Origin of the sequence: Merdibacter massiliensis (genome assembly GCF_900155395.1) — a bacterium.
GTDB lineage: Bacteria > Bacillota_I > Bacilli_A > Erysipelotrichales > Erysipelotrichaceae > Merdibacter > Merdibacter massiliensis.
On record NZ_LT699726.1, the window covers coordinates 218931 to 244743 of the forward strand.

Below are 25813 nucleotides of genomic sequence, written 5' to 3' on the forward strand. Positions count from 1 at the left end.
TGTTTATAATTTTGAAGGATAGACATTTTATTTTATATCTGTTATAATTATATAGCTACTGCAATGGTATCTTACGAATCAGGTCAGGTCGGGAACGAAGCAGCCTTAAGAAAGCTCTATCATGTGCAGTAGCTTTTATTTTTAATTATGTTTCACGTGAAACATGTGAGGTTGGTAATTATGAATAGAGAAATTGTATTTATGAAAGAGGCCATAAAGCAAGCAAAAAAAGCTTATGATGCAGATGAAGTACCAATAGGATGTGTTATTGTACACAATGATAAAATAATTTCTCGAGCTTATAACAAAAGAGAAAAATCACAAATTTCCACAGCACATGCAGAAATATTAGCTATTGAAAAAGCGTGTAAGAAATTAGGCACATGGCGATTGGAAAATTGTGATTTATATGTTACTTTAGAACCTTGTCCTATGTGTGCTGGTGCAATCATTCAATCAAGAATACATAAAGTGATATATGGCGCATCTGATCCTAAAGGTGGATCTGTCGATACATGTTTAAAGATGTTTGAAACAAAAGGATTTAATCATTATCCTATTGTCGAGTCCGGAGTACTAAAAGAAGATTGCAGTTTATTATTGAAAAATTTTTTTAGAGAGAAACGCAAGAGAAAATATATAATCAGAGAATCAAATATCAAAGATCAATAGATACACTAAATTTGATATATACCCTCTTTACTGGTCAAATCAGTAAAGAGGGTTTTTATGTAAAATATTCATGAATGTTTGTTTGAAAATACATAAAAAATAACCTCTAGATGTATTGATTAAAACATTATTGTAGAAGTATAAATTGGATATTATATATACAGAAACTCACAGCAAAAATTAAGATAAAAAAAAGCATACATACTATGCTATAATTGAATAAGCAACAATGATTGAGAGCAGGTGACTTATGGCATATCAAGCGCTATATCGTAAATATAGACCAGAAAATTTTGAAGGTGTTGCTGGTCAAAAAGCAATAGTACAAACATTAAATAATGCGATAAAACAAAATAAAATTGCTCATGCATATTTATTCTGCGGGCCTAGAGGTACAGGAAAGACATCAATTGCAAAAATATTTGCTAAAATGTTGAATTGTGAGAATCATTCAGAATCTCCTTGTGGACATTGTCAGAATTGTATTGATTTTCAAAAAGGTACACATCCTGACGTTATTGAGATAGATGCAGCAAGCAATAATGGTGTTGATGAAGTTAGAAATTTGATTGAGAAGGTAAAATATGCTCCGATTGAAGGTAAATATAAAGTATATATCATAGATGAAGTTCACATGATGTCAACAGGGGCATTTAATGCATTGTTAAAAACGATTGAAGAGCCCCCAGCACATGTTGTCTTTATATTCGCAACTACAGAACCACATAAAGTGTTACCTACCATTATTTCTAGATGTCAGCGATATGATTTCCATAAAGTGAGTGTACAAGACATGAAAGAACGTTTAAATTACATTGTAAATCAAGAAAATATTCATGTTGAAGACAATGTAATAGAAACGATTGCCAGACTCGCTGATGGTGGTATGAGGGATGCTTTATCTATATTAGATCAATGTATCGCTTATGCACAAAATCATATAACTTTGCATGATATTAATGAAATATACGGCATTATTTCAATGGAAGAAAAAAGTTTGCTGATTGAAAATATCATTCATGGAAATTCAGTTGATTTGGTTCATCAAATTGAAAATTTATCGGAAAAGGGTATAGATATTCGAAGGTTAACTAATGATTTGATAGAATTAATCAAAGAAAGTTTGATATACAGTTTTACGAAAGCTAGCGATTTAGTAGCTAGTTCAATGTTAAAAATGATTAAAGAAAAATTGGATCAAATTCCAATTGATCGAAGATTAAATATGTTGGATATATTAATGGATACATCTGAAAAATTTAGATATGCTTCGGATGTTGTATCATATTTTGAAATTGCAGTTATGAAGATGTTATCAACAGTTAAAGAAGTTGCTTCAGATGCTGCAATTGATTCCAATCAAAATTTTTCATCAAATAGGGTTGTTCAACAATCCGTAATTCAGACTACTGAAGAACAAAAACAGAATTTCATCAACAATGCAGATAAAAAGGAAGATGTTTCACGTGAAACATCAACAGCAAATAGTAAAGTTGTTCATAAAGAAGAATCTCTCTTACAGAATCAACAAGAAAATGTTGTAAAGAAAAAAGTGTCGCTTAAAATTGATGATCAGTACATAATAAGATTATTAGTTGGCGCAAATAAACAAGAGCGCCAGATGGATGATGAAAAATTTAAAGAATTAGATGAATATCTGAATGAATTAGAATGGGCAAAATATGCAAATTCATTAAAAAATACTGAAATTGTAGCTAGCGGGAAAAATTACTTAGTATTATCAACAAATAGTGAAATTGAAGCAAAAGAAATTAATCAAATAGAAAGTGAAAATAGTTATATCAAATTTACAAATCAGCTATTGGGTTTGCCTAAAAAAATATTTGCGATAGATGAAAATCAAAAGAAAAAAGTAATAACTAAATTTAAAGAATTAATGATTCAAGGTAATCTTCCTGAACCAATTCAGATAGAGATAAAAACAAAAAAAGAAAACAAAATAAAACAGGAAACGATTGAAGATAAATTGTCAGATTTATTTGGCGATGAAATTGTAATTATGGAGGATTAATAAAATAATGGATATAAATCAATTATTAGAAGAAGCAATGAAAATACAAAAAGATATTTCGAAAACACAGACATCATTAGATGAAAAAGAATATGAGACAAGTATTGGTGGAGGAGCTGTTGTAGTGCAAATGAAAGGCAACATGACAGTAGAAAGTATTAGTATTAAAAATGAATTGTTATCAGTAGAAAATAAGGAAGATTTAATAGATATGCTGACTTCTGCATTGAATCAAACTTTACAAAAAATAAAAAATGAAAAGGAAAATAGTTTAAAATCTTTGACATCAGATATGTCAACACCGGGAGTATTTTAATGTATCCGCAAAAATTTGAAGATCTAATTCATGCATTACGTCATTTTCCAGGAGTAGGTGAAAAAACTGCAGAAAGATATGCATTTACAATTCTAGAATGGGATGACGAAACGATTCAATCCATCATTGATGCTTTTGCTGCAGTAAAAGGTGGATTAAAGCATTGTAAAGTTTGTGGTAATTTAAGCGAAGAAGATGAATGCTTGATTTGTAAAGATCAGAGCAGAAATCATAATGTGATTTGTGTCGTGCAGAGTCCAAAAGATGTCATTGCAATGGAAAAAATGAATGAATATAATGGCGTTTATCATGTGCTGAATGGTGTAATCAACACTTCAAAAGGAATTATGCCTCAAGATTTAAATATTGAATCATTGATAGAACGAGTAAATGAAAATACCGAGGAAGTGATTATTGCGACAAATCCAACGGTTGATGGTGAAACAACTGCATTGTATTTATCCAAATTATTAGAAACAAAGAAAGTAAATGTAACGCGAATTGCGCATGGACTTCCTATGGGAGGACATTTAGACTATGCAGATGAATTAACATTAATAAAAGCTTTTGAAGGAAGAAAAAAGATGTAAATTTAAAATTTACAATATAAAAGGTGAATCTATATTCACCTTTTATATTGTTTTAACCATATACGATAATCATTTTCTTCTATTAATTGGTCTAAAGTATCTTTCAACTTAGGATTAGTCAAATTATAAAAATATACAGGTAAATGAGCAATACATTTGCCATATTGATCATAAATAAATCTGTATTCTTTATTATATTCATTTTCAAAAGAGTTGTCCTTATAGAAACCCTCTAAATCATCTAATAATGGTATGACAGAATCGTCAACAGCCATGATCTCGCCGCAAATATACCGATTTCCTTCTATCAGTGCAGGATAATCACAGTTTTTTATAGAATATAAAAGTCCTTTCACATATGCTTTTTGAATAGATCGAACATGATGCTTTAAATAAATATTATAGTTTCTGCAGCCTTCCAAGAGGGTTCCATATACAAATATTTTCTTCATAAAATTAAGATAGAATCAGTCTTTATCATATAGTGCTCTGGCAATTTTAGATGCGCAGTTTTTTTCATAATGTAAACCCACTTTTTGTAATATTGATTCAAAAACAGATAATCCGTCATGTTCTTTTTTATATTCATATTCAATTTCATAATCAACTGTATTCTTATAAATATTTTTATCTAAACAAATTTCGGCATATTCGCTAATGCATAAAGATCGGTATGTTGTCATATAACCAATTAGTTGAAATGGTCCATTTAAATCATATTTTCTCAATAATTGAGAAATATCTTTATCTAAGAAAACAGATGAATCATTCGTTTGTACGATTTTTTCATACTCAAATAAAGAATCTTGATCCTTTCTAATTTTAAGAGTAAAGATGTATTTGCCGTTTTTTTCGCGTATCCGCATAGCACCCTTTTTATTTTGAATCTGATGATCTATTGTATCATAATAATAGTTTGTTTGTTTGACTGGTTTATTTGGTGATAGTAAAGAAATTAATTGTTGATATTGAAATTCTGTTAAAAGCACCTTATATTCCTTTTCTATATTTTGTATCATATAATAAACACCTCGGTTATATTTTAACATTACAGAAGAAATATTCTAGTCATAATCCGAATATAGAAATAGAAATAAAACTATGTTACACTAACGACAAGGGAAGTGATATGGATGCGATATGCCATTGTGAGAAAGTTAGATGAGAATTCGGATCATGTTGCAGATGAAGTAACAAAGAAATTACAAGCTTATGGATGGAAATATGATGAAGAAAATCCGACATTAGTAATTTGTATTGGAGGAGATGGAACCTTATTGTATGGTGTTCATCAGTATATGGAAAATATCAATCAAATAATGTTTTTAGGGATACATACAGGAACTTTAGGTTTTTTAACGGATTATACCCAAGATGAATTAAATGTTTGTTTAAATGATTTGATTTCACGTGAACCTAAAATCAACAAGGCTCCATTATTAAAAATTAAAGTAGATAAATGGGAAAATCCTGCATATGCATTGAATGAAATGAGAATAGAAAATGTAATTAAATCACAAAATATGGACATCTATATTGATGGAGAATTTTTTGAAAAATGCAGAGGTTCTGGTATATGTTTAAGTACACAAGCAGGTTCTACTGCTTATAACCGATCATTAAAAGGAGCTGTTATTGACAGCGGATTGTCTGTGATGCAATTAGCTGAGATTACGCCGATTCAACATTCAAAACATCGTTCATTAGGAAATCCTTATATTATGATGGAAACAAGAAAGGTATCAATGCTTAGCGATGATTTTACTACAGCAATGCTATGTTATGATCATATTGCAGTTCCATTGAACGATGCAAAAAAAATTGAAGTCTGTTTTTCAGATAAATATGTAAACTTTGCTCGATATAGGGAATATAGTTATTTAAGAAGATTGAAGAACCTGTATTAATCCTTATATTTTAAATAAAAGATCTAAAATAATTCATACAGTAAAAAAGTCTACTTTATATGTGAAGTAGACTTTTAGTTATACGTAAAATCAGCAAATTTTTGTGCATGAGAACTGATATTCATGATCATGCCGAAGCAAATAAAATAGGAAAGAATCGAAGAACCACCATAAGAAATCAAAGGCAATGTAATTCCGGTAATAGGAAGTAATCCCGTCACCATACCTAAATTTTGAATTTGCTGGTAAATTAAAATACCAAGTATACCAGAAATAAAATATTTTTCTGTCATGTTAGAAGTATGAATAGCAATACGTAAAATGTAAAGATCAAGCAATAGGCAAACAATCAAAACGATGGATGTTCCAATAAAGCCAAATGATTGTCCAATTGTAGCAAAAATAAAGTCTGTTTGTGCTTCCGGAATAGCTTGGGCATCCGGTTGTAATCCAAATCCAGTAATACCTCCAGATCCTAACGATAATAAAGATGTATACAATTGGTGTCCATATGTCGATAAATTTTCTTCTGGATAAAACCATGCAGTAATACGAGACAACTTATAGGAAGCAATGAATTTAGTTAATAATTCATATTGGAAGAAAAAAAGATAAAAGAAAATAAGCAGTACGATTAAAATAAAACCGCCGCCAATCAAAATCCATTCTTTTTTTATTCCGCTGCACATAAGCATTACAACTAAAGAAATCCCGATGATCAAGCAGATACCTGTATCTGGTTGTAATAATATTAATAATAAGGCAGGTCCAGCCCACTGAAGTATTTTCTTAAAAAGTTCTATATCGCTTGTGTAAGTGACCATCGATCGATTTAAATTATGCTCGTTGATGATATCAGCACAGATAATTACTAATACAATTTTCATAAATTCACTAGGCTGAAAGCTGCCAAACGGAAATTGAAACCAAGAATAAGCACCATTGATACTACTGGCTAATGGTAAATAAAAACCAAGCAATGCTTCACAAAATCTTGATAGTAATAAATAGATCAAACAGCCAATTAATACAAAATACGCTTTTTTTATATATTGCAAGATCGTATCATTTCCAAAAAACATAATAACGCCCATAATGATAAAACCTAAACTGTACCATACAAATTGTTGGATCAGAATAGAAGTACCATTTTCGGTCATTAAGTTAAATGCGCTGTATATAGATATAAAACTAATTAACATTAAACCGACAAGAATAGATAAGAAGCCATAATCAATACGATTTGGTTGTTTTGTATATTTAAGTGAACGTTTCATTCCATCACTCCTCAATCACTTTAAGTAGTAACATTATAGCACGAAAGCAAATGAAAATACGTTGCAAATGTTGTGAACAATAAGAAAAAAATAAATGAAATACATAAAAATACGAAAAAGTGAAAACAAGGATTATGATAAGTGATAATAAATGAAATGACACATTTATGTTATAATTATATAGTTAAGTAATAAAAATGGAGTTGAGATGCCGTGACAGAAAAAAATAAATTTACCCCGATGATGCAGCATTATCTTCAAATAAAAAAAGAAAATCCAGATGCCATCATTTTTTATCGTTTAGGAGATTTTTATGAAATGTTTTTTGATGATGCCAAAACAGCATCTTTAGAATTAGATCTGGTTTTAACCGGTCGTAATGCTGGTATAGAAGAAAAAGTACCTATGTGCGGAGTACCGCACCATGCTGCTAATTCCTATATACAAAGACTCATACAAAAGGGATATAAAGTGGCTATCGTTGAACAGGTGGAGGATCCGGCACTTGCAAAAGGGTTAGTACAAAGAGAAGTAATACGTATCGTAACTCCAGGTACAATCATGGATGAGAATTCTGATGAAAAAAATACAAACTACATTGCGTCTCTATATGATTTTCAATATGGCATATGTGTTGTATTGTGCGAGATGACAACTGGTGAAATGAAGGCACAATTAATTGATAAAAGTGTCATAGCATTGCAAAAAGTATTATTATTGAATAATGTAAAAGAAATAGTAGTAGAGCATTATTTTGATAAACGTTTGCGCAATATGATTGAAGAAATGCAAACAATCACTATTTCTGCCATGAATCAAGATCAAGTGAAAGAGGAATATGAACATTTATTGATCCATGTAAATGATCAAAAAGTCCGCCATACATTTGGCTTGTTAATGAATTATTTGGATGAAACACAAAAACGGTCAATGACACATTTGCAGCCAATAGAAATGATCTATGAACAGGAATTTTTACAGATGGATTATGCCACTAAGAAAAACCTGGAATTAACAAGTTCATTGCACGGAAATGGGAAACAAATGACTTTATGGAATTTTATGGATCATTGTATGAGTGCCATGGGATCCCGCTTATTAAAAAAATGGATCGAATATCCTTTGATTCAGCCAGAGCAGATCAAAAAAAGACAAACTGCCGTAAAATATTTAAATGATGATTTCATGATTCGAGATGAATTAAAAGAACACTTGCGTTATGTCTATGATCTGGAAAGATTAGGAGCCAGAGTAGCTTATGGAAGTGCGTCTCCTAGAGATATTTTGCGTTTGATCAAAACGCTTGAACACGCTCCTGTTATTTTTGATATATTCAAAGATTGTCCAAGTTATCCTGAATATAAAACGATAGATACTTGTATGGCATTACATGATTTGATTGATGGTGCTATTGTGGAGGAACCGCCGTTGACAATCAAAGACGGTGGGGTTTTTGTAGACGGATATAATGAACGTTTAGATGAATTGCGGAAAGTGAGCAGAGATGGAAAAAGCTGGATCTTAGAATTAGAGGCAAAAGAAAGAGAAAGAACAGGAGTTAAATCATTAAAAATAGGCTATAATCGTGTTTTCGGTTATTATATAGAAGTAAGAAAAGGAAATTTAGCTGCTATCAAACCAGAATTTGGATATGTTCGCAAACAAACACTTGCAAATGCAGAACGTTACATTACAGAAGAATTAAAAGAAAAAGAAGATACGATCTTACATGCGCAAGAAGAAAAAATAAGATTAGAAGCAGAGTTATTTACTGATTTATTGAATCAGATCAAAGTTTATCTGCCAAAACTGCATGATCTTGCAAATGCCTTGGCAACAATCGATGTGTTTTATTCACTGGCACAATTAGCAAGTGAGCATGGATACATCTGTCCACAGTTTCATAAGGGTCATCAAATTGAAATCATAGAGGGAAAACATCCTATTTTAGAAAGTATGATGAAAAAGAAAAGATATGTATCAAATGATTTAAAAATGGATGAACAACAAACGATCAGCATTATCACAGGACCTAATATGGGTGGAAAATCTACATTCATGCGGCAGAATGCATTATTGGTCATCATGGCACAGATCGGCAGTTTCGTACCAGCAAAAAGTGCATTATTGCCGGTATTTGATCAGATATTTACAAGAATAGGTGCCAGTGATGATATCTTAAGCGGAAAATCTACTTTTATGGTAGAAATGATGGAAGCCAATCATGCATTACAGCATGCTACGGAAAATTCTCTTATTTTATTTGATGAAATAGGAAGAGGTACATCTACTTATGATGGTATGGCATTGGCACAAGCCATGATCGAGTATATCGATGAATATCTTCATGCGAAAACTTTATTTTCTACACATTATCATGAATTGACGCAATTAGGAGAAGAGAGTCCTACTATTCATAATTTACATGTAGAGGTGCATGAAGAACAAGAAGAAGTGACTTTCTTATACAGAATGATAGAAGGAAAAGCAGATAAATCATACGGAATCAATGTTGCACGCTTAGCAAAGCTTCCTGAGATAGTATTGGAAAGAGCAAAACAAATTCTTGAAGGATTAGAATTGCAAGGGGATGCAGGAATTTATCAACCGCAGATGATGGTAGTGGAAAAAGAAGATCCACAAATGAAAGAAATTGCTGATTTGATCGATATGATCGATGTAAATTCTATGACACCGTTGGATGCATTAAATTTTTTATGTGAATTAAAAAATAAAAGAAAAAAATAAAATAAGATAACAGTATAAATAAAAAAGAGAGGATTTACTAAATTGCAAATCCTCTCTTTTAAATTACCAAATACCTAACACATGCTGCATCATTAAAGAGACAAAGGCAATCATCACCCAGCAGATAAAGCCAAGTAAAATAGGTTTGCCGCCTGTTTTAACTAAGCGTACGACATCAGTGTTTAATCCAATAGCAGCCATTGCCATAATGATAAAGAATTTTGATAATTCTTTTAATGGTGCAAAGATTGCTGTATCAATACCTGCGCTTGCAGCTATCGTTGTAATGATACTGGCCAATACAAAGAATAGAATGAAAAATGGAAACACTTTTTTCAGTGAAAATGTATTAGCAGAATTTCCTTGTTTTGCTTTTCTTGTACGATAAAGTGCCAAAACCAATGTAATAGGAATAATTGCTAAAGTACGTGTTAATTTAACAATTGTTGCATAATCCAGCGTATTTGCACCAGGATGCATGCCGTCCCATGCAGCGGCAGCTGCTGTAACAGAAGAAGTATCATTGACAGCGGTACCCGCAAATAATCCAAAACCGTCATTAGAAAGACCTAATAAAGAACCTAGAGTTGGAAAAATTAAAGCAGCAATAATGTTAAACAGAAAGATAACAGATATAGATTGTGCAACTTCTTCATCTTTAGCTTCAATAACAGGTGCTGTTGCTGCGATGGCTGAACCACCGCAAATAGAAGAACCCACACCAACCAATGTAGAAATATTGGTTGGTATTTTTGCAATTTTATGAAAAACAAATGCAACAATAAGAGAGGTTGAAATAGTTGAGATAATTACCGGCAAAGAAATTGCGCCGACGTGAGCAATTTCCATCAGATTTAATCCAAATCCTAACAAAATAACTGCCAGTTGCAATATTTTTTTAGATGTGTAAGTGATACCTTTTTGTACAATTGGTTTAGGAGAATATATCTGTGCAATAATCATACCGATAATGATAGCAAATACAGAACCTCCAATAATTGGAAATTGCTTTCCTAAGAGCCAACAAGGAATTGAAATGATGAAACAAACAGCAATTCCAGGGGATAAAGTTTTGATTTTTTCCATTTTTTTTCCTCCAAACAAAACATAGTATAAAACAATTTATCCATTATGTATAATTATAATATATAATAAATGTATAAAATATTTTTATGGATGGAGGATCCTTATGTTTGATTATCGTATAGAGACTTTTTTAGCAGCAGCAAAGACTTTAAATTTTACAGCAGCAGCAAAACAGTTGCATATTACCCAGCCTGCTGTTTCCACGCATATTCATCAATTGGAACAGGAATATCAAACAAAGTTTTTCCAACAAGCAGGAAAACAAATCCAATTGACGGAAAATGGTAAATTATTTTTTCAAGTAGCGTCTAGAATGAAAAATGATGATCGGCATATGCGGCAAAGTTTTTTGTCAGGCAAGGAGATCATAGAATTAAATTTTGGAACAACACTGTCAATAGCAGATTATTGCTTGGAAAAATCATTTCAGAAATTATGGAGCCGGTACCCCAATTTACATTTATGTTTATCCGTTCAAAATACAAAGACACTATTGGAAAGAATTCACCAAGGAAGCCTAGATTTTGCAATCGTAGAAGGTTATTTTTCAAAAGAGTTATACGATTTTATTCCTTTTCAAACACAAGCGTACATTCCAGTCTGTCATCCAAAACATCAATTTTTAAGATCAATCAATTCAATTCAAGATTTGCGAGGAGAACCATTATTGATACGTGAGCAGGGGTCTGGCACAAGAGAAATACTGGAACGATTGTTATCGGTTCATGAGTTGACGCTGCAAGATTTTCAGGTGAAAGCAGAAATTGGCAGTTTACATGTGATCAAACAATTTGTTTTATCCGATATCGGCATTTCTTTTTTCTATCGGCCGGTGGTTGAACAAGAATTAAAAGAGAATCAATTAAAACAGATCATGATCAAAGAAAAATGCTCTCATACATTTTCATTAGTATGGTCGAAAAAGAGTATCTTTTCACTGCAGTATAAAGAAATCGGAAATATTTTAACTGTTGATCAATAAGAAGAAATATGACATTTACGATGTTTCGTGTGTCATATTTTTTTATGAAAAGATAAAAAACTGTAATTATGTCACAGAGAATATAAAAATGTGTCATTTTTTCATATTTTTTTAATGCTTATAATTGTCTTGTAAACAGAAGGCCGACTGTTGAGAAAGGGGGAGTGAAAGTCGATGAGCAAATTCCCGCAAAATTTTTTATGGGGTGGAGCAACTGCATCTGCACAGTTTGAAGGTGGATATGCAGAAGGACATCGTGGAAAGTCGCAACTGGATTATATTGATTACATAGATCCAATCCATCGAAATAATGCGCATTCCACAGATTTGTTAACTTATGAACGCTTCATAAAAAACAAAGAACAAGAAGATTCAAAAAATTTCCCAAATCGACGCGGAAGTGATTTTTATCACAGGTATAAAGAAGATATCGCTTTGTTAGCAGAAATGGGTTTTAAAGTATTCCGTATGTCTATTTCGTGGGCCAGAATTTATCCAACTGGTTATGAAGAACGACCAAATGAAGAAGGACTTGCATTTTATCATCAAGTATTTCAAGAATTACATAAATATGGAATCGAACCATTGGTTACGATCATTCATTATGAAAATCCAGTTACCCTAACAGAAGATTTAAATGGATGGGAAAATCCAAAAATGATCGATCTGTTTGTGAAATATGCAAAAACAGTAATTGATGAATATAAGGATGAGGTCACCTATTGGCTGGGATTCAATGAAATAAATGCATGTTTGGATAACCCTTATGTGAGTGCTGGAATGTTTGTTGAAAAATCAGATAAAAACTATCTGTCTTGTTGTCATCAGGCATTGCATCATCAGTTTATTGCACAAGCATTGGTTACAAAATATCTGCATGAAACAGCACCTAATTGCAAGATGGGGGCAATGATTGCCCGATTAGAATGCTATGCACAAACGTGTGATCCGGCTGATGAATATCAAACGCTGATCGAAGATCAAATTAATTGTTCATTTCTTGATATTATGTGCAGAGGAAAATATCCAAAGACATTATTAAACTATTTTAGACAAAATGAAGTAGATATTCAAATGGTGAATGATTATGAAAAGATTCTACAGGAAGGTGTCGTTGATTTTATCTCTATCAGTTACTACATGAGCTATGTCATCAGTTCAAAACCTGGACAAAAAGAAAATCCTGGAAATCTGATGAAGACATTGGTAAACCCGTATTTGAAACAAAGTGCATGGGGTTGGGCGATTGATCCTTTAGGCCTCAGAATTACATTGAATCGTTTGTATGATAAATATCAATTGCCAATATTTATAGTAGAAAACGGATTAGGTGCAAGAGACCAGTTAATTCAAAATACAGTGAACGATGACTATCGAATTGATTATATGAGAGAGCATATCAAAGCCATTGCAGGCGCAATTGAAGATGGTGTGGATGTAATGGGGTATACTTCATGGGGATGTATAGATTTGGTATCAGCAAGTATGACAGAAATGTCAAAACGTTATGGATTTATATATGTAGATGCAGACGATTATGGAAAAGGAACATATAATCGCTATAAAAAAGCTTCATTTTATTGGTATCAACATGTGATAGCTACAAATGGAGAAGAGTTATAAAAGGAGGTTTTCTATCATGACTATTCAAGAAACGTCTACTAAGATCATTGAATATTTAGGTGGTAAAAATAATATCATTAGTTATACACATTGCGCGACTCGTCTACGTTTTAATCTACGTGATGCAAATAAAGCTGATATGGATGCAATAAAAAAATTAGACGGCGTGTTAGGTTCTGCTTTTCAAGGCGGGCAGCATCAGGTCATCATTGGTCCAAATGTAGATACATATTATCAAGAAATTGAAAAACAAATTGCAGATACAAGCAAGGCAGCTCCAATTTCAGATGAAAATTTAGATGATGTTAAGAAAAAAGGCGTTGTTAATCTAGTATTAGACACTTTAACAAGTATTTTGTCTCCAATCATTCCGGCATTTTGTGCTGCAGGTATGTTGAAGGTCGTACTTTTAACTTTAGTATCGATTGGCGCTATTTCTGATTCTTCAGCTACATATACTGTGTTTAGTAATATTTCTGATGTAGCTTTCTATTTCCTGCCTTTTTTGGTAGCAGTAACATCTGCAAAACGTTTTAAAGTTAATGAGGGATTGGCTATCATCGTTGCCGGCGCATTGCTTTATCCTTCTTTTATCAATGCAGTTTCTGCAGGAGAAAGCATGACGATATTTGGAATCAATATTCCAATGTATACCTACTCATCAACTATTTTCCCAGCATTATTAGGTGTTTTGTTACTAAGTTATGTATATAAATTATTTGATAAGATCATTAGTTATGGACCAATCAAGCTATTATTAGTCCCACTGTTATCTATTCTTATAACAGTACCTCTGGTATATCTGATTGTTGCTCCATTAGGAAACTGGGGTTCTGAAATTATCGGTGGTGGAATTGAATGGATGTTGAATACATTAGGACCTATTGCTGGTTTAGTTATTGGTTTCTTCTATCCAATTTTGGTTCTTACTGGATTACATCAAGGAATGAGTGCTATTCAAATCATGGAAGTTTCTACTTATGGATATACAATTTTATTAGCTGTCGCTTTGTTCCACAACTTTGCTGAAGCCGGAGCATCTTTCGGTGTAGCATTTGCATCAAAAGACAAGCAAATGAAGAGCATTGCGGCTGAAACAGGTATTACAGCATTTATCGGTGTTACAGAACCTGCCCTATATACGGTCATGACAAATGATCGTTATGCAATGCTTTCTTCCATGATCGGCTGTGCAGCTGGCGGTTTCTTCAGTTTATTGTTTGGTCTTCGCGGATATGCTTATGTTTGGCCTAATTTCTTTAGTATTCCTTCTTTTGTAGGTCCAGAAAGCCCATTGTTTGCAGTAGTGATTACATTGTTGATTACAATGGCAGTTGCATTTATTATGCCAACGATATTTGTAAAATTGAAACTGACCACTTTTAAGAAAAACAATTAAACATTGTAGAGAGTACAAGATATTATATAATGATATTGTCTTTTTATAGGACAATATCATTATTTCTATTTAAAAATTGAGGTGATAGATATGGATATGTTTATTGGTCCACTGTTTAATTCAGCGATGGTCATTATTGGAACAATTGCAGGAATTATATTTAAAAAATACTTAAAACCTACCGCACAGGATATTGTACTCAAGGGGCTTGGATTTGTTACGATTTACATAGCAATCGGATCTATATTGGATTCAGCTAGTGGAATCAATGTATTGATTTCTATGTCTGTAGGTGCTTTTATTGGAGAAACATTTGACTTGGAAAAACGTTTTAATCAAATGGGTGATTGGCTGCAAGCAAAATTTGGAAAAGGAAATTCACAATTTTCAGATGGATTTATTGAAGCCAGTTTATTATTTTGTATGGGGTCTATGGGAATCTTAGGTTCATTAGAAAGTGGATTGATGCATACACACAATACATTGTTTTCAAAAGGGTTGTTAGACGGTATTGCTTCTGTGTTCTTCTCTGCTAAAAAAGGAATTTCAGTTGCATTTGCCGGTATCGTATTATTTATTTATCAAGGTTCGCTGACGGCTTTGTCATCTTTGTTAGCACCTGTCTTGAATGATCAGTGTATGGCACAAATCAATGTGGTAGGAGGAATCATCCTATTATCTGTTGCTTTTAATTTATTAGGTATAGGGAAATTTAAATCAATGAATTATGTTCCTGCAATTATTGTTTCTGTTCTTTTGACTTTATTATTCCAAATTTAAATAAGAGGTAAATCATGTATTTTCCATCAATTGATGAGTATCTAAGAAGAGAAACAACATCAGAGAAATGGCATAAAGACCATCCTGGGGAAATCAGCAGATTATATTCAAATGCACGTTATTTTAAAGAAGTAAAAAAAGGAGTCTATTATACAAATTTGTCTCCAGAATTTAGGATCAATGATTTGATCGTAATGAAAGAAAGCAGATATACAAGACTGTATCCAGGCTTTCATGATTATTATGAAATTACTTTTATATATTCAGGAAAAAGTACCTATTATATACATAACAAGGAGATACATCTAAATCAAGGGGATATCATTTTAATTCAAAAAGGTGTCGTAAGAGCATCCGATTATAGCGATACAAATGATATTATAGTGAATATCGTATTTAAAGAAGAAATGGTAAATTTAGATTTTTTAAAAGATTTTTCCGATAATAACTACGTGTATGAATTCTTTTCAAATAGTTTTTTTCAAAATGGAAATGAAGATGGTTTTATGGTGATTCACAACCATGAAAATCATCTATTGGAATTAGCTTTGGAATGTATCTGTACTTTATACTATTCTGAACGTAAATTTAATTATACGCAATTAATGTCAGATTATTTTCATGTATTGTTTCAACAACTGATCACAACAATAAATGATAAAGGCTCTTTTGTCAGCCAAAAAGAAAAAAATAATTATGTTATCTATCAGATATTGAACTATGTATCTTCCCATTATCAAGATGGTTCATTAAAAACCATGTCGAAAGAATTAGGATATAATTATAATTATCTAAGTAATCTGATACGGCAAAGTTTAGGTAAGTCATTTTCGCAAATTAAACAGGAATATCAATTGAATATTGCCTATCGTTTATTAAAAAGCAGTGATTTGCCTATTTATGAGATATGTCAGCAATGCGGATTTCAGAATCGTAATTATTTTTATAAAAAGTTTAAACAACGTTATGAAATTTCGCCTATGCAATTACGCATGCAGGAAAAAATGGTTATATAAATATTAGAACAAGATCTCAGAGCGGAGATCTTTTTTTGGCTGATTAGGTTTCTTTCAAAAAATAGTTTATAATAAGAAAGTATAAAAAACAGGAGTAAAACAAATGGGAAAGATTAATGTATTAAGTGAACATTTAAGTAATATGATCGCTGCAGGAGAGGTAGTAGAGAGACCTAGCGGCGTTGTCAAAGAATTGGTTGAAAACAGCATTGATGCAAAAGCAAAAGACATCACAATTGCAATCGAACAAGGCGGTATTGAAAGCATAACGATTATTGACGATGGAGAAGGAATGGATGCACAAGATGCTACCACTGCATTTGAAAGACATGCAACTAGTAAAATGAAAGATGAAAGCGATTTGTGGAATATTCACACGATGGGATTTCGTGGAGAGGCTTTACCTTCTATTGCTTCTGTATCACATGTATATTTACAAACAAATAATGGAACAGAATCCTCTGCAGTTGAAATCAGCTACGGAAAATTCAAAGGGGCACATCCTACTGCCTGTCCTTTAGGAACAAGCATTCGAATTGAACATTTGTTTCAAAAAACACCTGCCCGCTTTAAACATCTAAAATCCCCGCAATATGAATTTTCATTGATATCAGAAGTTGTACAAAAATTTGCATTGGCTTATCCCGAGATTCGGTTTACATTAACACATGATAATCGAACGATCTTCCAAAGCAAAGGAAGCGGAAACCTACGTGAGATCTTATTTCAGATGTATGATCGCAGCATTGCAAAAAGTGCAATAGAGATTCATGGAAAAGATATAGATTATCATATAGATGGCATGGCAGTACAGCCAAAATACAATCGAGCAACAAAATATTTTATCTTTTTGTTCGTAAATCGGCGGATGATCCGCAGTTATCATTTACAAAAAGCAATTTTGGATGCTTATCATCCATATCTGCCAAAAGATCGTTATCCGATCGTGGTATTAAATATCAAAATGGATGCACAATTGGTAGATGTCAATGTACATCCAAGCAAATGGGAGATTCGATTATCAAAAGAAAGACAATTGGAAAAATTGATCTATGAAACGCTGCGGGAAGCTTTACAAAAAGAATTTGAATTTGTGTCATTGGAAAGCAAAAAAGAAAAGATAAAAGTAGAAACGCAAAGTTTAAATTTTGAATTTCCGATCAATAAAGAATTAAAGAAACTGAATGAAGAAGTAAATGAAAGTTTTACAAAAGAAGATAAAAAACCTGCCGACAATCCAGTTCAGTCCACATTTGTTGTTGAATCAAGTCCATCTAATCAGAAAATAAAACATCAGGAAGTCATTGAGAGCTTATATGCAGTTCCTGTAAAGGATGAGCAATTGATGAAAGTGCAAGAAGAAAAGCCAAAAGTCTCTCATAAAATAGAAGAAACTGCAGATGATGATAAAGAACCAGAAGTAAAAAAAGAAGAAAAGAAACAAGAAGAAGTGCAGAGTGATAGTACAAAAACAGCAAGAGAACATTTGCCACAGTTACAAGTAATCGGACAATTTCGTAAATCATATATTTTGGCACAAGGTGATGAGGGCTTATATATCATCGATCAGCATGCCGCTCAGGAAAGATATCATTACGAACAAATTCGAAAAGCCATACTTTCTGGAGATACAAATAATCAGCAGCTGTTATTGCCATTACAGATAGAGACTACCATTTATGCAGTCAGTCGTATCGATGAATTAAATGCATTGCTGGAAAATATCGGTATTCATTTTGAAGAATTTGGTGAGCAGACATTGCTGTGCCGTTCCTTGCCTGTATGGATGAAACAAGTGGATGAGGTTGGTTTTTTGCAAGACATGATCGATATCTGGCAAAGAGATCAGCATATTGATATTGCTGCTTTAAGAGAACATGCCATTGCGACAATGGCATGTCACAGTTCCATACGCTTCAATCGAGCATTAACGATAGAAGAAATGCAGAAAGTCATTTATGATTTAGATCAGTGCGAGCAGCCGTTCCACTGTCCTCATGGCCGCCCAACGATTATCTGTATGAGTGATGCGCAATTACGAAAGGAGTTTGAACGTGGCTAGACAAGCAGAAAAGATCATTGTGATCATTGGTCCAACAGGAGTTGGAAAAACAGCATTGAGCATTGAACTCGCAAAGCAATATGACGGAGAGATCATCAGCGGCGATTCGATCCAAATCTATCGTGATTTAGATATTGGAAGCGCCAAAGCAACGAAAGAAGAGCAGCAGGGCATTCCACATTATTTAATTGATGAATATGATCTGAAACAAGATTATAATGTAAAGCTGTTTCAGAAAAGATGCAGAGAAGTGATAGAAGAGATTCGTCATAAAGGAAAACAGCCAATCATCTGTGGAGGTACAGGGCTGTACATCAAAGCAGCTTTATATGATTATGTATTTACAGATGAAGAAGAAGATCGTGAATATCGAGAATTCTTAGAGGAAAGAAGTGAAGATGAACTGTATGCAGCAGTATCGATCATTGATCCTGAAGCAGCCAAAACCATTCATCATAATAACCGCCGTCGGCTGATACGTGCTTTGATGATGGCACATAATGGAAAAAAGAAAAGCGAGATCATCCGTGTCCAAGAACATCGGCCTTTATATGATATATTTATGATTGGTCTTATGATGCCAAGAACGCATTTGTATGAAAGGATCAATCAGCGAGTGGATCAGATGATGCAGACAGGATTGTTAGATGAAATCAAAAATTTAGCAAAAGACCCTTCTGTCTGGACTTCACCTGGTTTCAAAGGAATTGGATATAAAGAATGGCATGGATATTTCCTGGGAAAAAACACATTGGAAGAATGTGTGGAACAAATTAAGAAGAACTCAAGAAATTTTGCAAAGCGGCAGTATACGTGGTTTCGCAATCAGTTTGATGTTCACTGGTATGATGTTGATGAACCAGGGTGGAAAGAACAATTGACCCAAGATATACAGGAATGGAGGAAATGACATGGAACAAACGAATACCAGAACGACACTTCTGCTGGGAGAAGAAGGTATAGAAAAATTAAAACAGAGTACAGTGTGCGTGCTTGGTATTGGCGGTGTAGGTTCGTATTGTGTAGAAGCACTTGCTCGTTGCGGAATCGGCAAATTGATCTTAGTAGATGGGGATCAGGTTGCTTTAAGTAATTTGAATCGTCAGATCATGGCGATATATGATACTGTTGGACAAGCAAAGCCCCAAGTCATGAAAGAAAGAATTTTGCAATATCGCGATGATATCGATATCAAATGTATCAATGTATTTTATCAGGCGTCCTTCAATGAACAAGTATTTGATCCTTCTGTTGATTTTGTTGTGGATGCCATTGATACAATTAGTTCGAAACGGGATTGCATCGAATACTGTCTTTCCCATAAGATACCGTTTATATCCAGCATGGGTATGGCAAATCGAATGGATCCGACAAAGATTACTGTCATGGATTTGATGAAAACAAGCTATGATCCATTAGCGAAAGTAATGCGTAACTTAATGCGCAAATCGACCGTAAAGGGAAAGATTCCTGTTGTCTGTTCACTGGAACAGCCGACAGTGCAAACAAAGATCATCAATGAAAATGGCAAGACAAGAAAAGAGAAGATGCCGCCTGCTAGTTCTCCTTTCGTTCCAGCAGCAGCAGGTCTTGCGTGTGCATCCTATGCAGTTCAAACATTGTTGAAAAAGGATGTGAAAAAATGAAACATGTGTTTATTATCAACTCGAAAAGTTCACATGCAAAACGTACGGAGTTAGAAAAACAGATTGCTTCTGCTTTTTCTAAAGAAGAATATGCTATCATCTATACCAACTATGCTGGACATGCAAAAGAAATTGCGAAAGAGGCTGCATCTAAAAATGAAGAAATGCGCATATATGCCTGCGGTGGAGATGGAACGCTGCATGAAGTAGTCAACGGCATATTATCATATCCGCATATAGAATTAGCAGTGGTTCCAATTGGAACGGGAAATGATTTTATCAAATCATTTCCTTCTTTAGATAAACAAGATTTTCTAGATTTAAAAAATTATCATCACATACAGCGTATTTACAGCGATATCATTATGATCAATGATCAAGCCAGTGTGAATACAGTTTCTGCAGGTTTGGATGTCAAAGTAGCTTATCATGTCGCAAAATTTAAGCAGTTCTCTTTTTTTCAAGGAATCGTGCCTTATTTTCTGGGATTATTGGTCAGTCTAATTGGAAAAATGACTGAAAAAGTAGAAGTACAAATAGATAATGATAAATATCCAATGTCTCCCTATTTGTTTATCGTAGCAGGGAATGGCCGTTACTATGGAGGAGGATATTGTCCTGCACCGAATGCACAAATCGATGACGGATGGTTTGACTATTCATTGATCAAAAAAGTTTCACGATTTAAAATATTATCATTATCTGGTAAATATAAGAAAGGCACACATTTATCTTACACAAAATTTGTGGCAAGCGGAAAAGCCAAAAAAATGCAGATTCTTACAAATGGAAGACCGATCCGCTTAAATTTGGATGGAGAATTATATGAAACAGCAGATCCACAGATTACGTTATATGAGAAAAAAATACAAATAGTATTGCCTAAAAAATAAGTCTTCTTGTAACATATAGACATATACAAGGGCATGAGAGAATGCTGTCAATGATTGCAGGGTATTATTTAGAAAAGTGCAGTATTAAATTGATGTGGTTCTTCTTTTGATCATCTGTTTTACAGTAGAAGAAATAAGGATATAGTTTAAAACCTCAATTATTATTTCATCATGAAAACCCAGGCGGAAATTGTGAATTGCCGTCTGGGTTTTATCTTCTTAATTTTTCATCATAAAATAGACAGGGTGATACTTTTGATAGGTATCTTAGTCATTGATCGGGAGATTTCTTTCATTGTTTATCCAAAATATTGGTATAAAAAGTGATAAACACCTTCTTTTTTATTAGATAAGGTTATATTTGATGCAAGTTGTTTAGTTTTGACATCTGCATTTCCCATAGCAATACTATTTGGAAAAGACAAGAATACAGAGTGATCGTTGGCACTGTCGCCAAATACAAGGACATGTTCTTTGTTGATTGCTGTTTCTTTACATACCTTCAGCAATGCCTGCGCCTTATTTACGTTTTTATGATTGATTTCGATGCAATAGGGAGATAAAGAAAAAATACTGAATTGAGAAGGAACATGTTTATCTAAATAGTTTTGCATTCGTTTGATTTGATGCGGCAATCCCCGAAAACAAAGTTTATATGCATTTTCTTTTAGCGAGATTGGCAAGTCTGGAACGATCTCTACCATAGAGAAAAGATTTTGAATAACTTTCGATCCTGTAGAGTATTTTTTTGCAACAAGAAATACTTTGTTCAAGTATTTGTTTCCTTCCAAATAATAACGATCTTTATAAGGAGCATAGATAAACATATGAAAAGCGCGTCCAACATGAATCAAATAATCACTTTCATTTTTCCGCAGTGAAGAAAACTTATAAAGTGTATTTGTTTCATAATTATAGATTCCTGCACCATTGGTATAGATCAGGAAACCATTAAATTGAGACAATTGCAATTCTTTGGCATATCGTTTCATTTCAAAGAGACTGCGACCGCTGCATAAAGCAATGCGAATACCTTTTTTTTGTAAATGAAGCAGATATTCTATGCTTTTGACAGGAATATTTTCTTTCTGATCTAAAAGTGTTCCATCTAAATCCATCGCAATTAATTTAATTGCTTTTGGAGATGTCTTGAGATTGATCGTCGTTTTCATTATTTTCTGTTTCTTCCTCTTTTTGTGAGCTGTTGCGTTTTTCAATTACATATTTTTCAATATTAGCTAAACGTTTTTTTGTGCGGCGAATGCCCGTTGTTTTTGCAAAAAGTGCAGTGAATCCAGTATCACCGCTTTTTCCATTTGACTTGATCAATTCTTCTTTATAAGTGATACCAATTCCTTCATCTAATGGTTCGACAGAGTAACTCATGAAATTGGAACCATTTGTGGAATCAATGCGTGAGCTGTAAACCTTTGGATATTCGTATGCTGTGATCGTTACTTGGTAAGACTGCCGTTTATTTACTTTTTTGGTATAGGACATTCCTCTTTTGATATTTTTGGGACGGACATGTTTACCGGTTGCCTGTTGAATATCAAGGGCAATAGCCTCACTGATTGCGTCAAAAAATTCTTCTGGAGTAATCATTAGCTGTACATTCACTTCCATCATAATACCTCAACTTTCGTATTAAAAAATCTAAATATATATTAACATTTTTCAATTTGAAGCGATAGAAATTTTCGCTTGAAAACGTATAGAGAAGTTTAATTATTTTCCAAAGGCTTAGGAAATAGTTTAGTTGAGAATGAGATGAAACAGATTTTATAATGACATTAATGATACAGAAAGAAAGTGTGAGGATGAAGTGTGAATAAAACTGTAAAAAAAAAGCCGACTTAAAAATAAGTAGTAAAAATATCGAAAAAATTTATAAGTTGATTTGAATAGAAGATATATCAATGCCGGATTGTTTCAAAAAGTTTAATGCTTCTTCAACTGTTAGTGATTGTTTGGTATCGGATCGTGGATTCATGAAGGATTCATAATCCGTTGGTTGAAATACTTCGCCTGTTAGGATCATGTGATAGATACTGACCAACATCATGCGTGCGATCGCAATGATGGCTTTCTTGTGACCACGTCGTTTCTTGATATTGGAATACTTTCTTCCAAAATAAGATGTCTTATCTTTGATGGTCGATAAAGCACATTGGACAAGCAGTGGTTTGAGATATTGTCCAGCTTTGGAGATACGAACTGACTTTTTCTTGCCGGCACTTTCGTTGTTGGCAGGAGAAAGTCCAGCCCAACTGACAAGTTGTTTGTCGGATTCAAACTGAGACATATCGATTCCTATTTCAGAGATGATCAGAATGGCCGATAAGGAACTAATTCCTTTTATTTGTGTGATATGCTGGAAAGATTCGCGTAAAGGATAAGCCCGCTTGACCAATTCTGCTTCACATGAATTGATGAGTTGATCCAAGTACTCCATATGATTCAATGATTTTTCCATCTTGAATCGTTGATCCGCTTCGATGTGATAGCCGTGAAGGGAGTCTAGTATCTTATCTTTGTTCTTACAATTTTTGTGAATGAGTTTTAAGATCTTGTCATCATCAATCACGTTTGGCTTCATGACTTCTTTCATGATATTGGAAGCTGTCTTGCCAAAAGGATCGGAGACAACAGAAGCTAATCCGATATTGGAAACGGTCATACAGTTCTGATAACGATTCCGTTCTGAAGAACGCATGCAGACCAGCTTGTATCGGTAACGGGCGATCTCACGCAGTTCTCGGATTTCTTTTGGAGGGATAAACGAGAATTTGATCAGATCATGTTTGAAGAGATCACAGATCCATTTGGAATCTTTCTTATCAGTTTTTTTGCCTTTGATGGCTTTGACATACTTGGGATGAGTTAAATGGACATTGATCTCACCTTCAAGAATGTTGAAGATAGGGATCCAGTATTTACCGGTAGATTCCATGCAGACATCACAACAGTGATAAGAATTCAGCCAATCCTTTAAACGATATAGGTCCGAGTTTAAAGTGGAAAAAGATTGTTGGAAATATTCTGTGATGTTCGACTGTCTATCGGTGATACCAATAGTAGCGACGACCAGATCTTTGTGAACATCCATGCCACAGCAGTTGAAACGAACGATTTTCATTGCCATATAAAAAAGCTCCTTTCATACAAAAGGAGAGGTGGCATTGACTGTCATCAAAGCGAATCGACAACAGTTGATTGAACAATCATAAGTGTCCAGGCTCAAAGTCCTACTTATTTGTGCTTGATATGATGACGGCAACTTATAAAAATACAGGATATTCAATTGAGTAGAATTCCTACTCACCTCCACGTGCTCTGTAGTATACCACCTCTCTTATAGGGTAACACGAAAATAAAGCATGTGGGATTTATTGATGAAATATTTGTGTCCGCGCGACTTTAGGCGCGGGGAAATGGAGGAAAAAATGAATAAAAAATTTTCTGTTGTAATTGCTGGAGGAGGAAGCACCTATACTCCAGAGATTATTCTTATGTTACTGGATAACATAGACAAACTTCCACTTCGCTGCATTAAGCTCTATGATAATGATGAAGATCGTCAAAATAAACTGGCTAAGGCATGTGAAATTTTAGTAAAGGAGAAAGATCCATCCATTGCTTTTATTGCAACAACAGATCCGGCAGTTGCCTATACAGATGTGGATTTTTGCCTGGCACATATCCGTGTAGGCAAATTGGCAATGAGAGAAAAAGATGAAAAAATCTCATTAAAACATGGTGTCGTTGGACAAGAAACTTGCGGACCTGGCGGTATTGCGTATGGTATGCGCTCCATTGCAGGAGTATTAGAAAATATTGATTATATGGAAAAATATTCCCCTGATTGTTGGATGTTGAATTATTCAAATCCAGCATCTATCGTTGCAGAAGCAACACGCCGATTACGGCCGCATGCAAGAATCATCAACATATGTGATATGCCGATCGGACTGGAAAACAGTTATGCGCAAATATTGGGAAAAAGAGATCGAAAAGAATTAGATATTCGTTATTTTGGATTAAATCATTTTGGATGGTATACATCGATCAAGGATAAAGAGGGAAACGAATTATTGCCGAAATTGATTCAACACCAGTTACAGTTTGGAAACTGTCCAGAGCATATAGAAGATGGAAATTATACGGATGCAAGCTGGCGTGATACAGCAATGAAAGTAAAAGATCTAGTGAAGTTGGATCCTACGACCACACCGAATTCCTATTTACAATATTATCTGTATGGAGATGACATGGTAGCACATGCAGATCCGAATTATACACGTGCCAACCAAGTGATGGATGGCCGCGAAAAAAGAGTATTTGGCGAGTGTGAAAGAATAGCAAAAGCTGGGACTGCGAAAGGAACATCATTGCAAATAGGGATTCATGCCAATTTTATCGTAGATCTTGCAACTGCATTGGCATTCAATACGCATGAAAGAATGCTGCTGATCGTGGAAAATAATGGAGCAATCGAGAATTTTGATAAAGATGCGATGGTAGAGATTCCTTGTATTGTTGGAAAAGATGGATATGAACCATTATCCATTGGTAAGATTCCAACGTTCCAGAAAGGTTTGATGGAACAGCAAGTTGCTGTGGAGAAACTGGTAGTAGATGCATGGATCGAACACAGCTATTTAAAGTTATGGCAGGCACTGACGTTATCAAAAACAGTACCGAGTGCCAACGTAGCAAAAGAGCTGTTAGATGATCTGATAGATGCCAATAAAGGTTATTGGCCGGAATTGAAATAAGGAGGA

The 25813-nt window shown here is 33.7% G+C and carries 23 protein-coding genes and 1 other RNA gene; 17 read left to right on the top strand and 7 right to left on the bottom strand.

Annotated features, from left to right (window positions below; all coding sequences use genetic code 11):
* Positions 1 to 48 precede the first annotated feature (48 nt).
* From ffs to recR, 5 genes are all read left to right on the top strand, one after another.
* Positions 49 to 142: signal recognition particle sRNA small type (ffs, locus tag BQ9859_RS07630), an RNA gene on the top strand.
* A 38-nt stretch (positions 143 to 180) separates the two neighbouring features.
* Positions 181 to 672 (top strand): tRNA adenosine(34) deaminase TadA, encoded by a 492-nt coding sequence (tadA, locus tag BQ9859_RS07635; protein WP_075877614.1) that lies wholly within the window; start codon positions 181 to 183, stop codon positions 670 to 672.
* A 250-nt stretch (positions 673 to 922) separates the two neighbouring features.
* Positions 923 to 2704, top strand: a complete 1782-nt coding sequence (gene dnaX, locus BQ9859_RS07640; RefSeq protein ID WP_075877615.1) for a DNA polymerase III subunit gamma/tau — start codon at positions 923 to 925, stop codon at positions 2702 to 2704.
* Between the two features lie 7 nt (positions 2705 to 2711).
* Positions 2712 to 3020 carry a YbaB/EbfC family nucleoid-associated protein gene (locus BQ9859_RS07645; RefSeq protein WP_075877616.1) on the top strand — a complete coding sequence of 103 codons (309 nt, stop codon included), beginning with the start codon at positions 2712 to 2714 and terminating at the stop codon, positions 3018 to 3020.
* Positions 3020 to 3610, top strand: a complete 591-nt coding sequence (gene recR / locus BQ9859_RS07650; protein ID WP_075877617.1) for a recombination mediator RecR — start codon at positions 3020 to 3022, stop codon at positions 3608 to 3610. Before BQ9859_RS07645 ends, recR begins: the two co-directional genes overlap by 1 nt.
* A gap of 35 nt (positions 3611 to 3645) precedes the next feature.
* On the opposite strand, the gene BQ9859_RS07655 is transcribed toward recR, so the two are convergent.
* Positions 3646 to 4062: a gamma-glutamylcyclotransferase family protein gene (locus tag BQ9859_RS07655; protein WP_075877618.1), complete on the bottom strand. Its 417-nt coding sequence runs from the start codon at positions 4060 to 4062 to the stop codon at positions 3646 to 3648.
* A gap of 15 nt (positions 4063 to 4077) precedes the next feature.
* Entirely contained in the window at positions 4078 to 4629 is a 552-nt protein-coding gene (locus BQ9859_RS07660; RefSeq protein WP_075877619.1) for a CYTH domain-containing protein, read from the bottom strand.
* 114 nt (positions 4630 to 4743) lie between these two features.
* Here BQ9859_RS07660 and BQ9859_RS07665 point away from each other — a divergent pair, with 114 nt between their 5' ends.
* The gene (locus BQ9859_RS07665; protein ID WP_075877620.1) at positions 4744 to 5517 is read left to right on the top strand and encodes an NAD kinase; all 774 of its coding nucleotides are present in this window, start codon (positions 4744 to 4746) and stop codon (positions 5515 to 5517) included.
* A gap of 74 nt (positions 5518 to 5591) precedes the next feature.
* Here the strand turns inward: BQ9859_RS07665 and BQ9859_RS07670 are convergent, their stop codons facing one another.
* A complete protein-coding gene (locus BQ9859_RS07670; protein WP_075877621.1) occupies positions 5592 to 6794 on the bottom strand; it encodes an FtsW/RodA/SpoVE family cell cycle protein in 1203 nt (400 codons plus the stop codon).
* A gap of 213 nt (positions 6795 to 7007) precedes the next feature.
* Here BQ9859_RS07670 and mutS point away from each other — a divergent pair, with 213 nt between their 5' ends.
* Positions 7008 to 9542 (top strand): DNA mismatch repair protein MutS, encoded by a 2535-nt coding sequence (gene mutS, locus BQ9859_RS07675; protein WP_075877622.1) that lies wholly within the window; start codon positions 7008 to 7010, stop codon positions 9540 to 9542.
* A 63-nt stretch (positions 9543 to 9605) separates the two neighbouring features.
* Here mutS and BQ9859_RS07680 read toward each other — a convergent pair whose 3' ends face one another.
* Entirely contained in the window at positions 9606 to 10628 is a 1023-nt protein-coding gene (locus BQ9859_RS07680; RefSeq protein ID WP_075877623.1) for a YeiH family protein, read from the bottom strand.
* Positions 10629 to 10731: 103 nt separating this feature from the next.
* On the opposite strand from BQ9859_RS07680, the gene BQ9859_RS07685 reads away from it, so the two are divergent.
* The 9 genes from BQ9859_RS07685 (at position 10732) to BQ9859_RS07725 (ending at position 21029) form a co-directional block, all read left to right on the top strand.
* Positions 10732 to 11610, top strand: coding sequence for a LysR family transcriptional regulator (locus BQ9859_RS07685; protein ID WP_075877624.1), 879 nt, complete (start codon positions 10732 to 10734; stop codon positions 11608 to 11610).
* 174 nt (positions 11611 to 11784) lie between these two features.
* Positions 11785 to 13233 carry a glycoside hydrolase family 1 protein gene (locus tag BQ9859_RS07690; protein ID WP_075877625.1) on the top strand — a complete coding sequence of 483 codons (1449 nt, stop codon included), beginning with the start codon at positions 11785 to 11787 and terminating at the stop codon, positions 13231 to 13233.
* A 16-nt stretch (positions 13234 to 13249) separates the two neighbouring features.
* On the top strand, positions 13250 to 14632 hold the full coding sequence (locus BQ9859_RS07695; protein ID WP_075877626.1) for a PTS transporter subunit EIIC: 1383 nt from the start codon (positions 13250 to 13252) through the stop codon (positions 14630 to 14632).
* Positions 14633 to 14722: 90 nt separating this feature from the next.
* Entirely contained in the window at positions 14723 to 15412 is a 690-nt protein-coding gene (locus BQ9859_RS07700) for a DUF554 domain-containing protein (protein WP_083662758.1), read from the top strand.
* A 14-nt stretch (positions 15413 to 15426) separates the two neighbouring features.
* Positions 15427 to 16428: an AraC family transcriptional regulator gene (locus tag BQ9859_RS07705; protein WP_075877627.1), complete on the top strand. Its 1002-nt coding sequence runs from the start codon at positions 15427 to 15429 to the stop codon at positions 16426 to 16428.
* A 103-nt stretch (positions 16429 to 16531) separates the two neighbouring features.
* Positions 16532 to 18490 (top strand): DNA mismatch repair endonuclease MutL, encoded by a 1959-nt coding sequence (gene mutL, locus BQ9859_RS07710; protein WP_075877628.1) that lies wholly within the window; start codon positions 16532 to 16534, stop codon positions 18488 to 18490.
* Entirely contained in the window at positions 18483 to 19400 is a 918-nt protein-coding gene (gene miaA, locus BQ9859_RS07715) for a tRNA (adenosine(37)-N6)-dimethylallyltransferase MiaA (protein ID WP_235846411.1), read from the top strand. The genes mutL and miaA overlap by 8 nt, the downstream gene beginning before the upstream one ends.
* A 1-nt stretch (position 19401) precedes the next feature.
* Positions 19402 to 20136, top strand: a complete 735-nt coding sequence (locus tag BQ9859_RS07720; RefSeq protein ID WP_075877630.1) for a tRNA threonylcarbamoyladenosine dehydratase — start codon at positions 19402 to 19404, stop codon at positions 20134 to 20136.
* Positions 20133 to 21029 carry a diacylglycerol/lipid kinase family protein gene (locus BQ9859_RS07725; protein WP_075877631.1) on the top strand — a complete coding sequence of 299 codons (897 nt, stop codon included), beginning with the start codon at positions 20133 to 20135 and terminating at the stop codon, positions 21027 to 21029. The genes BQ9859_RS07720 and BQ9859_RS07725 overlap by 4 nt, the downstream gene beginning before the upstream one ends.
* A 299-nt stretch (positions 21030 to 21328) precedes the next feature.
* Here the strand turns inward: BQ9859_RS07725 and BQ9859_RS07730 are convergent, their stop codons facing one another.
* The 3 genes from BQ9859_RS07730 to BQ9859_RS07740 all read right to left on the bottom strand — a co-directional run bounded on the left by BQ9859_RS07730 (position 21329) and on the right by BQ9859_RS07740 (position 24174).
* Positions 21329 to 22201, bottom strand: coding sequence for a Cof-type HAD-IIB family hydrolase (locus tag BQ9859_RS07730; RefSeq protein WP_075877632.1), 873 nt, complete (start codon positions 22199 to 22201; stop codon positions 21329 to 21331).
* On the bottom strand, positions 22158 to 22658 hold the full coding sequence (locus tag BQ9859_RS07735; protein WP_083662760.1) for a DUF3284 domain-containing protein: 501 nt from the start codon (positions 22656 to 22658) through the stop codon (positions 22158 to 22160). Before BQ9859_RS07735 ends, BQ9859_RS07730 begins: the two co-directional genes overlap by 44 nt.
* 259 nt (positions 22659 to 22917) lie before the next feature.
* Positions 22918 to 24174: an IS110 family RNA-guided transposase gene (locus tag BQ9859_RS07740; protein WP_075876486.1), complete on the bottom strand. Its 1257-nt coding sequence runs from the start codon at positions 24172 to 24174 to the stop codon at positions 22918 to 22920.
* Positions 24175 to 24475: 301 nt separating this feature from the next.
* On the opposite strand from BQ9859_RS07740, the gene BQ9859_RS07745 reads away from it, so the two are divergent.
* On the top strand, positions 24476 to 25807 hold the full coding sequence (locus BQ9859_RS07745) for a 6-phospho-alpha-glucosidase (protein ID WP_075877634.1): 1332 nt from the start codon (positions 24476 to 24478) through the stop codon (positions 25805 to 25807).
* Positions 25808 to 25813: the final 6 nt, after the last annotated feature.

Coding starts and splice junctions, on each gene's coding strand:
- tadA (WP_075877614.1), top strand. CDS start 181: ATGAATAGAGAAATTGTATTTATGAAAGAGGCCATAAAGCAAGCAAAA.
- dnaX (WP_075877615.1), top strand. CDS start 923: ATGGCATATCAAGCGCTATATCGTAAATATAGACCAGAAAATTTTGAA.
- BQ9859_RS07645 (WP_075877616.1), top strand. CDS start 2,712: ATGGATATAAATCAATTATTAGAAGAAGCAATGAAAATACAAAAAGAT.
- recR (WP_075877617.1), top strand. CDS start 3,020: ATGTATCCGCAAAAATTTGAAGATCTAATTCATGCATTACGTCATTTT.
- BQ9859_RS07655 (WP_075877618.1), bottom strand. CDS start 4,062: ATGAAGAAAATATTTGTATATGGAACCCTCTTGGAAGGCTGCAGAAAC.
- BQ9859_RS07660 (WP_075877619.1), bottom strand. CDS start 4,629: ATGATACAAAATATAGAAAAGGAATATAAGGTGCTTTTAACAGAATTT.
- BQ9859_RS07665 (WP_075877620.1), top strand. CDS start 4,744: ATGCGATATGCCATTGTGAGAAAGTTAGATGAGAATTCGGATCATGTT.
- BQ9859_RS07670 (WP_075877621.1), bottom strand. CDS start 6,794: ATGAAACGTTCACTTAAATATACAAAACAACCAAATCGTATTGATTAT.
- BQ9859_RS07680 (WP_075877623.1), bottom strand. CDS start 10,628: ATGGAAAAAATCAAAACTTTATCCCCTGGAATTGCTGTTTGTTTCATC.
- BQ9859_RS07685 (WP_075877624.1), top strand. CDS start 10,732: ATGTTTGATTATCGTATAGAGACTTTTTTAGCAGCAGCAAAGACTTTA.
- BQ9859_RS07690 (WP_075877625.1), top strand. CDS start 11,785: ATGAGCAAATTCCCGCAAAATTTTTTATGGGGTGGAGCAACTGCATCT.
- BQ9859_RS07695 (WP_075877626.1), top strand. CDS start 13,250: ATGACTATTCAAGAAACGTCTACTAAGATCATTGAATATTTAGGTGGT.
- BQ9859_RS07700 (WP_083662758.1), top strand. CDS start 14,723: ATGGATATGTTTATTGGTCCACTGTTTAATTCAGCGATGGTCATTATT.
- BQ9859_RS07705 (WP_075877627.1), top strand. CDS start 15,427: ATGTATTTTCCATCAATTGATGAGTATCTAAGAAGAGAAACAACATCA.
- mutL (WP_075877628.1), top strand. CDS start 16,532: ATGGGAAAGATTAATGTATTAAGTGAACATTTAAGTAATATGATCGCT.
- BQ9859_RS07720 (WP_075877630.1), top strand. CDS start 19,402: ATGGAACAAACGAATACCAGAACGACACTTCTGCTGGGAGAAGAAGGT.
- BQ9859_RS07725 (WP_075877631.1), top strand. CDS start 20,133: ATGAAACATGTGTTTATTATCAACTCGAAAAGTTCACATGCAAAACGT.
- BQ9859_RS07730 (WP_075877632.1), bottom strand. CDS start 22,201: ATGAAAACGACGATCAATCTCAAGACATCTCCAAAAGCAATTAAATTA.
- BQ9859_RS07735 (WP_083662760.1), bottom strand. CDS start 22,658: ATGATGGAAGTGAATGTACAGCTAATGATTACTCCAGAAGAATTTTTT.
- BQ9859_RS07740 (WP_075876486.1), bottom strand. CDS start 24,174: ATGGCAATGAAAATCGTTCGTTTCAACTGCTGTGGCATGGATGTTCAC.
- BQ9859_RS07745 (WP_075877634.1), top strand. CDS start 24,476: ATGAATAAAAAATTTTCTGTTGTAATTGCTGGAGGAGGAAGCACCTAT.